Annotated in this window: 10 protein-coding genes; 9 read left to right on the forward strand and 1 reads right to left on the reverse strand. The window is 38.5% G+C overall.

The annotated features are described in order from the left end of the window. Nucleotides 1-21: 21 nt before the first annotated feature. From MR041_RS14910 to MR041_RS14945, 8 genes are all read left to right on the forward strand, one after another. A complete protein-coding gene (locus MR041_RS14910) occupies nt 22-951 on the forward strand; it encodes a geranylgeranylglycerol-phosphate geranylgeranyltransferase (RefSeq protein WP_242095052.1) in 930 nt (309 codons plus the stop codon). Beyond that, nucleotides 951-1544: a Maf-like protein gene (locus MR041_RS14915; RefSeq protein WP_242095053.1), complete on the forward strand. Its 594-nt coding sequence runs from the start codon at nt 951-953 to the stop codon at nt 1542-1544. Before MR041_RS14910 ends, MR041_RS14915 begins: the two co-directional genes overlap by 1 nt. A 28-nt stretch (nt 1545-1572) precedes the next feature. After that, nucleotides 1573-2520, forward strand: a complete 948-nt coding sequence (locus tag MR041_RS14920) for a septum formation inhibitor Maf (RefSeq protein WP_242095054.1) — start codon at nt 1573-1575, stop codon at nt 2518-2520. A gap of 45 nt (nt 2521-2565) precedes the next feature. Next, a complete protein-coding gene (locus tag MR041_RS14925; RefSeq protein ID WP_242095055.1) occupies nt 2566-3102 on the forward strand; it encodes a mechanosensitive ion channel domain-containing protein in 537 nt (178 codons plus the stop codon). Nucleotides 3103-3130: 28 nt separating this feature from the next. Then, a complete protein-coding gene (gene corA / locus MR041_RS14930) occupies nt 3131-4207 on the forward strand; it encodes a magnesium/cobalt transporter CorA (RefSeq protein WP_242095056.1) in 1077 nt (358 codons plus the stop codon). 84 nt (nt 4208-4291) lie between these two features. Beyond that, nucleotides 4292-6817: a PIG-L family deacetylase gene (locus MR041_RS14935; RefSeq protein ID WP_242095057.1), complete on the forward strand. Its 2526-nt coding sequence runs from the start codon at nt 4292-4294 to the stop codon at nt 6815-6817. Nucleotides 6818-6931: 114 nt separating this feature from the next. Beyond that, nucleotides 6932-8641: a sodium:solute symporter family protein gene (locus MR041_RS14940; RefSeq protein ID WP_242095058.1), complete on the forward strand. Its 1710-nt coding sequence runs from the start codon at nt 6932-6934 to the stop codon at nt 8639-8641. After that, on the forward strand, nt 8631-9617 hold the full coding sequence (locus MR041_RS14945) for a Gfo/Idh/MocA family protein (protein WP_242095059.1): 987 nt from the start codon (nt 8631-8633) through the stop codon (nt 9615-9617). Before MR041_RS14940 ends, MR041_RS14945 begins: the two co-directional genes overlap by 11 nt. Nucleotides 9618-9718: 101 nt before the next feature. On the opposite strand, the gene MR041_RS14950 is transcribed toward MR041_RS14945, so the two are convergent. Continuing rightward, on the reverse strand, nt 9719-10567 hold the full coding sequence (locus tag MR041_RS14950) for a DUF2911 domain-containing protein (RefSeq protein ID WP_242095060.1): 849 nt from the start codon (nt 10565-10567) through the stop codon (nt 9719-9721). 514 nt (nt 10568-11081) lie between these two features. On the opposite strand from MR041_RS14950, the gene MR041_RS14955 reads away from it, so the two are divergent. Continuing rightward, complete coding sequence (locus MR041_RS14955; RefSeq protein WP_242095061.1) at nt 11082-11738, forward strand: TetR family transcriptional regulator C-terminal domain-containing protein; 657 nt, start codon at nt 11082-11084, stop codon at nt 11736-11738. The last annotated feature ends 2 nt before the right edge of the window (nt 11739-11740 follow it).

An 11740-nucleotide genomic window follows, 5' to 3' on the forward strand; every position in this document is an offset into this window, starting at 1 on the left:
CTAAATTCCAAATTGTAATTTTTGAAAACGAAGCCATTGAAAATCTTAACCCTGATACGTTGGAAAAACCTGCTCATGATTACAATGGCTCAATTATTATTAAAATATGCACTATTAGAGCCACTCGGAGTGAACACAAGTTTGAATTCCTTTGAATTCTCAATGCTCATACTGGCTAGTATATGCATTGCCGGAGCCGGATACATAATTAACGATATATACGATGTAGAAACAGATACCATCAACAAACCTGACAAAGTGGTTATAAACACCGCAATTACAGAAAAATTAGGGTTCAATTTGTTTATTCTCCTAAACTGTATCGGTGTTGCCATTGGTTTTTTCGTATCGTATCAGATAGATAACAATGCCTTATTTTCTTTATTCGTTATTATTTCTGCTTTACTCTATATCTATGCGAGCTATTTAAAACGCCTGCTTCTTATTGGTAATATTGTCATTGCTCTTCTGGTGGCCACAAGTATTTTAATTGTTGGTATTTTTGAACTGCTTCCAGGTATAACCGTGCATAATCAAAACGTTCAACTTGCAGTTTTTAAAATCATCTTTTTTTACGCTTTTTTTGCTTTTATAATTACCCTAATTCGTGAAATAGTTAAGGATATGGAGGATGTTAGCGGTGACTCATTAACGGGAATGCGCACCCTACCCATACTATTAGGACTAAAACGAACCGCATATATAGCAACGGGGCTAACCTGGTTTACGGTTATTGGCCTGTTGCATTACCTGGAGTCCAAGTTGTACAAGAATATGTATGCCTCAGGCTACTTTTTACTTTTTATTATTGGCCCTTTGATATATGTCAGCATTCAATTACTAGGTCCGAAATCGAAACAGATGTTCAGTCATATAAGCCAGGTTTTAAAGCTCATCTTGGCATTCGGTATGCTTTCACTGCTATTGTACAAATTTATCCTGTTAAAATAATGTTACGCGAAAAATTAAAGAATTATCATATCATATTGGCTTCAGGGTCTCCACGTCGGCAAGCCTTTTTTAAAAATTTGGGATTGGATGTTGAGATTCGATTGAAACCCATAAGAGAAGACTATCCAGAGCACTTAACATATTTTGAGATCAGTAATTATCTGGCCAAATTAAAGGCCACCCCATTTAAGTCCGAATTAAACCCAAACGATCTTCTCATTACAAGTGATACCATCGTTTGGCATCAGGAATCGGCATTGGGTAAACCGAGAGATAAAAAAGAAGCATACACTATTTTAAGATCGCTAAGTAATGCAACACATGAGGTGGTAACATCAGTATGCTTTACGACGGTTAACGTTCAAAAACTACTTTACGACATTACGAGAGTGACATTTAAACCCTTATCCGATGAGGAAATTGAATATTACATCAACCAATGCAGTCCATTTGATAAAGCCGGGGCTTATGGCATACAAGAATGGATTGGTCAAATTGGTGTCACAAAATTAGAGGGTTCCTATTTTAATGTCATGGGCCTTCCAACCCACCTTGTTTACAAAACGTTAAACGACATTGCGGAGGCCACATAAGTTTGTAATTTTACACAAAAATGCAGTTATGTTTAATAGAATTCCAGTATCCCATTCATTAATCATGGGTATTGCGGCGTTATTAATGGCCCTTTACTCGTGTCAAAGAGAACGCAAAAGTTCAATTATTACAGATCATTCAATGCCGTCAAATGTCGATCAAAATGGCTATAGCGCGACACCATTATCCGAGGAATTTAAGGACTACTGGTACAGCGGAGAAGCAGAAATATCGTCATATCGATTGGAACAGGCACGTTATGGGGAAATAAGACAGGGTAAAGCTGTTTTAATCTTTGTCACTGAAGATTTTTTACCCGATAAGCAGGTGAAGGCAGAGCAATTGCATGATAACCGTGTCTCGGTATTGAAATTAAATGCGACTAAGAACTTTAATACAGGGATCTATCCTTACGCGACCATGCAAAGTACCTTTTACCCTGTTTCTAATAACAGTCATGCGCTAAAGGTAACCAGCTCCATGCAGGAATGGTGCGGACATGTTTACGCGCAGCTAAATACCAGGGAGCAAATTGAAGTTACCCTTCACTCTTATTTTGAAAATGAAGCGGATCAGGACTATACGTTGGAAAAGTCCATTATGGAAAATGAACTCTGGACAAAACTGCGTATCGATCCAAAATCACTGCCAACTGGCGAACTTGACGTCATACCGTCATTGGAATTTTCCAGATTTCAACATGTCCCTATAAAACCCTATAAAGCATTAGCCACCTTAGATACCACCAGGTACACCTTGCAATATCCGGAATTAAACAGGACCCTGGCTATTGACTTCAACCCTCATTTTCCTTATGACATCATATCATGGGAGGAAACCTTTAAAAGTGGTTTCGGCACGAACCAGAAGATATTAACATCCAGAGCTACCCGACTGAAATCCATTAAATCGGCGTATTGGAAAAAGAACAGTATCGATGATGAAGTACTCAGAGATACTTTACATCTAAATTAAGATTAAAAACATTTGTAATGTATCTTTGTTAAAACTAAAATTAAAATGATTGATTTTTTAAGCGCATATAAATACGAACTCATCACTTCCGGTATTGTTCTGTTATCACTCTTGTTAATACGAGCCATAACCAACTTTACCATTACCAAGGTGGCCAAAAAAAATGGCATAAACGATGCGCGTATTCGATTAATCCGTCGATATTTAACCGTGCTTTTCCTATTGATTGCAGTATTTGTTGAAGCCTATATTTTTGGAACTAACCCCAAAGAAATTACCTTAATTTTTTCTTCGGTTTTTGCAATAATTGGAATTGGTTTATTTGCTATTTGGTCCATATTGAGCAATATTACATCGGGCATTATCATGTTCTTTAATTTTCCGTATAAGGTGGGCGATAAAATTGAAATTCATGATAAAGACTTTCCCATTACGGCCATAATAGAGGATATCCGAGCCTTTCACCTCCATCTCAGGTTAGAGAACGGCGATCTGGTAACCTATCCCAACAATTTAATACTTCAAAAGGCGGTTACCCTGGTTGAAAAAGATGCTATTGAGGATGATGGTGACGCCGTATAATCAGGGTTTTAATTAGTAAAGATTTTAGATGGTTAAATTAGCAAAAAAGAGAACACAGCATTCCAAAAAAAAACTAGGTCAGATACCCGGAAGTGTTATCTACACTGGTAATCGAGCCAAACAGAAGCTTTCCATTGAAGTTTTTGATTACAACAAGGAGCAATGCATTGAAAAGGATCTTGAGAGCGTCGAAGACAGCTTTGTATATCAATCCTCAGAGACCATCACATGGATCAATATAAACGGCCTGAATTATGTTGATTCCATTGAAAAATTAGGTGCTAATTACAATTTACATCCCTTGGTCCTTGAAGACATAGTTAACATTAACCAACGTCCGAAAATCGATGAGTTTGATGATTATGTTTTTATTGTAGTAAAAATGCTATACTACGATGCCAATGAAAAAATGGTCTGCGAGCAGGTCAGTTTTATTTTAGGCAAAAACTATGTGTTAACCTTTCAGGAATCAGAAGGCGATGTTTTCGATAGTGTAAGAGATCGCATCAGACAGGCCAAAGGTCGTGTTAGAAGCATGCAGGCCGATTATTTACTCTATGTCTTAATCGATGCAATTGTAGATCATTATTTTAGCGTTATTGAACTGCTTGGCGATAAAATTGAGGACTTTGAAACCGCTATTTTTTCAGGAAATATAAGCGACAATGCCACTCAGAATATTCAAAATTTAAAACGTGAAATCCTTAGGGTTCGACGTTCGATTTTCCCGCTTCGTGAAGTGATTAATCGCATTGAAAAAAATGAAAACCCATTAATTCATAAAAAAACCCTGACCTTTTACAGAGATATCTATGATCATATCATACAAGTATCCGAAAACATCGATATATATCGAGAAATGATCTGGAGTTTAATGGACATGTATATGACCACCATAAGTAACAAAATGAACGAAGTTATGAAGGTACTCACCATTATGGCATCGATTTTCATTCCCCTGACCTTCATAGCAGGTATTTATGGCATGAACTTCGAATACATTCCGGAATTAAAATACCAATATGGCTATTTTATAATTTGGGGTGTAATGATCATCATTTTCTTGGGTATGCTCTTCTATTTTAAACGCAAGAAATGGCTGTAGCTATTTAAAGTTAAAGAAACATTAAAAGCAGACATCGTCAGCATAACTTTGTTATATTTGAATTCCAGCTAATTAAAAAAAGTTATGCTTAGATCGACCCTAGTTGCTTTAGCAACCATTTTCTTCCTATCTTTTACCAGCGCCCAAAAACCCAAAACGCCGTCCTCTACAGAAATCTATGAATCCTTACAGAAGCTAAACTTTTTAGGTTCCGTCTTATATGTTGCTGCGCATCCGGATGATGAAAACACGCGCCTTATCTCTTATTTATCAAACCATATTAAAGCGAGAACCGGTTACCTTAGCCTGACACGGGGTGATGGCGGACAAAACCTCATTGGCCCTGAACTCAGGGAACTTTTGGGAGTAATCAGAACGCAGGAACTCTTAGCTGCCAGACGCATAGATGGCGGTGAACAATTTTTCTCCAGAGCGAACGACTTTGGTTATTCCAAACACCCTGATGAGACCCTATCAATATGGGATAAGGACGAGGTATTGAGCGATGTTGTTCGTACCATTAGATTATTTAAACCGGATATTATCATTAATCGGTTTGATCATAGAACTCCGGGAGCTACCCATGGCCACCATACAAGTTCGGCTATTTTAAGCATGGAGGCTTTCAATTTATGCAATGACCCCTCTGCCTTTCCGGAAACGGCTAAAGATTATGGTACTTGGCAGCCTAAACGATTGTTTTTTAATACGGGTTGGTGGTTTTATGGCAGTCGGGAAAATTTTGAAAAAGCAGATAAAAGCAACATGCTAAGTTTAGATATAGGAGTGTATTACCCGCTGAAAGGCATGTCTAATAATGAAGTTGCCGCACTGGCAAGCAGCCAGCACTTGTGTCAGGGTTTTGGCAGGTTATCGCAACGCGGAAGTCAAAACGAGTATATCGAATTTTTAGAGGGAGACGCGCTAAGTGATGATAAGGATATATTTGCCGGTATTGATACGTCATGGAGTCGAATTAAGGGAGGAAAGGCCATAGGTCAGATTTTATATGAAATAGAAAAAAACTTCAATTTTAAAAATCCTGCTGTACATATACCACAATTATTAAAAGCCTATCAGTTAGTTCAACAAATTCAGGATGAACACTGGAAAATCCTAAAGTTAAAAGAACTCAAAAGGATTATCGAAATGTGTACGGGCTTGTATTTAGAAGCATCTGCAGAATCCAATTGGGCCACGCCAGGAGAATTCATAAAGTTAAATCTTGAAGTATTAAATCGGTCTGACCTACCTGTTCAGTTGTTAAGTATCAGATCCTCAAATGGCATCGCTGTCGCTAAAGATATGCCACTAGAGGAAAACACCAAATATGTTTTTAGCGAACCCTTAAAAATTGAGGTCAATCAAAAACCCACCGCTCCTTATTGGCTCATGGAAAAAGGAAGTTTAGGAATGTATAAGGTGACAGAGCAAAGTTTGATCGGGATACCTGAAACACCTCGCGTCTTTACAGTGGACTTTAATTTACTCTTTGGCCAGGTACCTATTACAATAACAAAACCGGTCGTATACAGATTTTCCAAACCGGATAAGGGTGAACTCTACCGACCATTCGAGATCATACCTGAAGTATCGGCTAAGATTACTGAAAAGGTCATCATTTTCGAAAATGATCGCCAGCGCGATATATCGGTCGTTGTTAAAGCAGGTCGCGATTTATTGGAGGGGTATGTTGAAATTTGCCACCCGGAAAACTGGAATGTATATCCGGAAAAACAAAAAATAAGTATTGTAAATAAAGGGGAAGAACAGATGCTGACGTTTACGGTATTTCCACCTGACAGTCAGAGTGAAGGTTACCTAAGCCCCATGGTTCATATCAATGATAAAGTCCATACAAAAGAGCTCATTGAAATAGACTATGCTCATATCCCATTTCAGACGGTACTATTGCCTAGTGAGAGCAAGGTAGTACGCCTGGACATTAAAAAGAAAGGTGAAAACATTGCCTACATCCAGGGTGCTGGTGATGTCGTACCGGAGAGCCTGAAACAGATTGGATACCAGGTTAGAATAATAGACCCCGAGGAAATTACACCCGAAACGCTCAGCCTGTTTGATGCGGTTGTTGTTGGTATAAGAGCCTATAATACCGTTGAAAGTTTACAGTATAAGCAGCAGCAGTTGTTTGATTTCGTCGCAGAGGGCGGAAATATGATTGTCCAATACAATACGGGTTATGGTTTAAACTCAAAAGAGCTTGCCCCCTACGACTTAAAAATCTCCAGAGATCGGGTCACTAATGAAAATGCCGAAGTGCGCTTCTTAGCTCCGGAACATGAACTCCTTAATTATCCCAATAAAATTACAGAAAATGACTTCCAGGGTTGGGCCCAGGAACGCGGTCTTTACTTTCCGGATGAATGGTCTGAAGAATTCACCCCTGTTCTGTCCATGAACGATCCCGGTGAGACACCTAAAGACGGTAGCCTTTTAGTTGCAAAATATGGCAAAGGATATTACATCTACACAGGATTGAGTTTTTTCAGAGAATTTCCAGAGGGGGTATCAGGTGCCTATCGTTTATTTGCGAACATGCTTTCTATAGGAAAAGATAAAGTTGAATTGGAAGCTAAAATAAATGATTGATCATGAGTAACACAGAGAAAAACCATCCCAAATGGCTTAAGTTATATTCCATTATACTTATAGCAAATGCACTTTATATCATTGCCTTTTATATCATAACCAAAGCCTTTTAATATGCACGCATTAAACTGGGTAGATTGGATTATATTAATACTTACCTTGCTCGCCATTGTCATTTATGGAACCTGGCAAACCAGAGGGAGCAAAAACGTTAAAGACTATTTAAGAGGTGGCAATTCTTCAAAGTGGTGGACCATTGGACTCTCTGTCATGGCAACACAAGCCAGTGCAATAACCTTTCTGTCTACACCGGGTCAAGCCTTCAATGACGGAATGGGGTTTGTACAATTTTACTTTGGCCTGCCCATTGCCATGATCGTTATTTGTATGGTATTCATTCCGTTGTACTACAGATTAAATGTATATACCGCCTACGAGTTCCTCGAAAACAGGTTCGATCTAAAGACCAGGACACTTGCTGCGGTTTTATTTTTAATACAGCGGGGATTGGCTGCTGGTATAACTATTTTTGCCCCGGCCATTATCCTGTCGGTGGTCTTAGGCTGGGATTTGCTCACCCTGAATATTATTATAGGATTACTGGTAATCATCTACACGGTTTCCGGAGGGACACGAGCAGTTAATGTCACACAAAAACATCAAATGATCGTGATTTTTATCGGGATGTGGGTAGCTTTCTTTATTATAGTTGGTAAGCTCCCTGAAGACATTAGCTTTTCAAGAGCACTTGAGATTGCAGGCGCAAGTGGTAAAATGGAGATATTGGACTTTTCCTTCAGTTTAAATAATCGCTATACGTTTTGGAGCGGAATTATCGGCGGTACCTTTTTAATGTTATCGTATTTCGGAACGGATCAGAGTCAGGTACAGCGCTATTTGTCCGGTAAATCGATCAAGGAAATGCAGTTGGGACTCATTTTTAACGCACTGTTGAAGGTGCCGATGCAATTTTTCATTTTGCTGGTCGGGGTCATGGTATTTGTTTTTTATCAATTCAATAGTGCTCCGGTAAATTTCAATCCTACAGCTACTAAATTGGTTTTAAGTTCTGAACACAAAGCGGATTACGAGGCCCTACAGGATAAGCATGAAAGTCTCTTCGATGACAAAAAGGAAATTATTGAGGGGCTTTTCACGTCTAAAGATAAAGATAAGGATCTGGCATTACAAGAACTAGGTAAGATTAACCAACAAGATAACGATATCAAGAATGAAGCCCGTTCACTGATTGAAAAAGTGGCGGAGGAACAGGACGTGAAGGTCGAAAGTAATGACAAAGATTATGTTTTTATTCATTTTATTTTGAACAATTTACCACGGGGCCTCATCGGTTTGCTCCTGGCCGTTATCCTCAGTGCAGCCATGTCCAGTACCTCGAGCGAGTTAAATGCATTGGGATCTACAACGACGATCGATTTATACATTCGAAATACAGGTGAGAAAACTGAAGCCGAAAAAGTGAAGGCCTCAAAATGGTTCACATTTGCTTGGGGCATTATGGCTATTGCCGTGGCTTGTGTTGCCGATTTGGCAGAAAACTTAATTCAATTGGTTAACATTATAGGATCGATTTTCTACGGGAATGTTTTAGGTATCTTTTTATTGGCATTTTTCTTTAAATTCGTAAAAGGTAATGCGGTATTTATAGCCGCAATAATCACTCAGATTATTGTTATTATTTTGTATTTCCTGAATGAATTTGAATTCATTAATTTACCGTTCCTTTGGTTAAATTTTGTGGGATGCATCGTTGTCATTTTCCTGGCATTCCTGATGCAATTAATGCATATAAATGAAAACTGAATTACAATCTAGAAAGATACGATGGGGCATATTAGGTCTCGGAAATATTGCTAACAAATTTGCTCAAGATCTATTAACTGTTCCGGATGCCGAACTCTATGCGGTGGCTTCCAGAACACGGGCAAAAGCTGATACTTTCGCGTTAAAATATGGTGCCAGTATAGCGTACGATAACTATACTGATTTAGCTGAAGACCCTGATGTTGATGCCGTATATATCGCTACACCACACGCCTTGCACAAAGAAAAAAGCATGCAATGTTTGACCCAAGGAAAAGCTGTGTTATGTGAAAAACCTTTTGCTATGAATCTTCACGAAGTTGAAGAAATGATAGCCTGTGCACAAGCCAATGACACCTTGTTAATGGAAGCGCTGTGGACCTACTTTCTACCCCATTATCAATATGTCTCAGAGCTCATTAAAACAAAAGCCTACGGTGACCTGCAAAAGATTGAAGCTGATTTTGGATTTTCTCGACCCTTCGACGATAGTACGCGTTTATTTAATAAAACTTTAGGTGGTGGCAGTTTATTGGATATTGGAATTTACCCCATCTTTGTGGCGCTTTCAAACCTGGGTATTCCGAATAGAATAGACGCCCAAGCTACATTTTTTGACAACGGTGTTGATGCGTCCTGCGCTATGGTATTTCATTATAAAAATAATGTGAAAGCTCTTCTAAAAAGTTCCGTGAAAGAAGATCTGCCAACAGAAGCAGTTTTTCATTGTGAAAAAGGGATCATAAAAATCAATCGCATGTTTTTCATGCCTACAACGGTTTCGATTTTTGCCAATGGGCAAGAACTAATAAAAGATTTTAAGGGCGATACACTGGGCTATAATTATGAAATCATTCATTTTAACCAACTCCTCAGACAGGGTAAAAATGAAAGTCATATCATGACTTTTGAATTTAGCAGAAACCTTATCAAACTCCTGGACCAGGTGAGAAATAAGATTGATCTTCACTATTAAAAAATAACATTACGCACTTTTTTTTACCAGATGACGATAAAATGAAAAAGCGCAACTTTTTTAAGTTGCGCTTTTAATGCGTCAAGGCGATACCATGTTATTTAAATCGCACCCCATTCCTTTAGGGATTCCTTGTTCATTTTTATATAGTCATCATTGCCTGCTTCCTCGGCATACTTCAAGGAGGCCTTGGCAGCCGCAATGGCCGAGGCTTTACTTCCGGCTTTCGCGTGAATTAAAGACTGTTGTCTTAAGACCCAAAAACGCGGATTATCTTTACTCATTTCCACTGCTTTATCGATCCAGGTTTTCGCCTGCTGAATGTCCTTTCCTTCTTGTAAATAATAGACGGCCGCCTGGAAATAATCATTCGGTCCCGGACCACTCATTACATTTTTGATACTCGCTGTAACTGCAGCATCCGTTGGTACCGTAAAGGGTACGCCCACATATGTTTTTTCCCAAATGAAGTCAACAGTGGCACTACTGTTCATGATATTATTGATATCAAGGGTAAAGGTTTCAACACTAAATGGTATAGGATAGGTTTTAACCGTTGTTCTGGCAGCCACGTATTGAGGATCCAATTCAGTTGGCGTACCAAACTCCTTCCCATCATTGTAGAATATGACTTCCCATGATTCTGCATTTGGAATCGTGAAAATCGAATATGATCCTGCCTCCAGCGTCTGACCATCAATAGTGGCATCGGTGCTAAAGGTTATTTTAGTACGTGCATTCGCCCCTGTACGCCAAATTTTTCCAAAAGGAACCAGATCGCCAAACACGGTTCTTCCTTTAACTCCTGGTCTGGAGTATTCTAAGGTAACATCTGTTAGACCGACTTTTTGTTCTAATTTAGAAAATGGACTGGGTGCCGGGGTTTCAACCTGGGCATTAACAGCAAATAAGGTAGCACAGGCCATAAAGAGAAAGATGATTTTTTTCATTGTGTTTCTGATTAAAATTAGTTTTAAAATTGACTAAATGTAATAATTATAAAGGTGTTTATTGTTAACAAAACCTTAAAATAAGGTGTTGTATCTTCGGGAAAATTGAATATCGAGAAAACATTTTATTCAGAATCAATTGGAACCTCTACTAAATAATCGTCAGCATTAATGGATCTGCGGAAAGCAAAGGAATTGGAACCATGGTGGCCATCGCTTTCAGTGCGGTCATTCTGTTGAAAGCAAGGTTCGTCGGTCCGATAACCAAAGCTTCAATGCATTCGCTACGCACTTTGATTCCTGCCCTATTTACAGATAACGTTTAAGAGCTCAGGCTCTATATTTGTGCTCCAATCACGGGTAAACTGCTCGCCGTTTCCAGTTGCACACTAGTCAAGGACAACAACTGCTGCTAAGATGCATAAGAAAAAGTGATCCTTCCATAAGTATTATTGTTTAATTATTTTAATATTTTGTTAAACATTTTGTATCTTTACCCAAAATTACAAGTGTTATGGCAAGGAAAAAAACTATATCTAAAAATGACCTAAGAAGCTGGTATATGGATTTTGTGCTTGAGCATGGTGAACATCCTAAATCGGTTTTTGCATTCGCTAAAATGTACAATTTTGAAGAGGCTAAATTCTATGATTATTTCGGGTCTTTTGAATCGATTGAAAAGAACATATTCACCACGTTCTTCACCAATACGCTCAAGGTACTTGAAAAGAGTGAAGATTATCAAAACTTCGATGCCAGAAATAAGCTACTGAGCTTTTACTACACCTTTTTTGAAAATCTAACGGCCAATAGAAGTTACGTCAAATGGGTGCTTGACCGTTATAAAACCAACTTTAAAGGACTTAAAGTCTTTTCAGATCTTAAACGTCACTTCAGTGACTATATCAGTCAACTGGGGATCGAGACCTTGGACTTAAAGCAAGAAAAGTTGGAAAAGATTCAGGACAGGGCACTTAAAGAGTCGGCTTGGATCCAATTGGTACTGACTATGAAATTCTGGTTGGATGATACAAGTCCTTCTTTCGAAAAAACGGACATTTTTATCGAAAAATCTGTGAATACAACCTTTGATGTGTTAAACATAGCTCCAATTCAAAGTGTTTTGGACTTAGGGAAGTTTTTGTTCAAGGAAAAATTACAAATGGGCTAGTG

Origin of the sequence: Aestuariivivens sediminicola (genome assembly GCF_022662015.1) — a bacterium.
Lineage (GTDB): Bacteria > Bacteroidota > Bacteroidia > Flavobacteriales > Flavobacteriaceae > Aestuariivivens > Aestuariivivens sediminicola.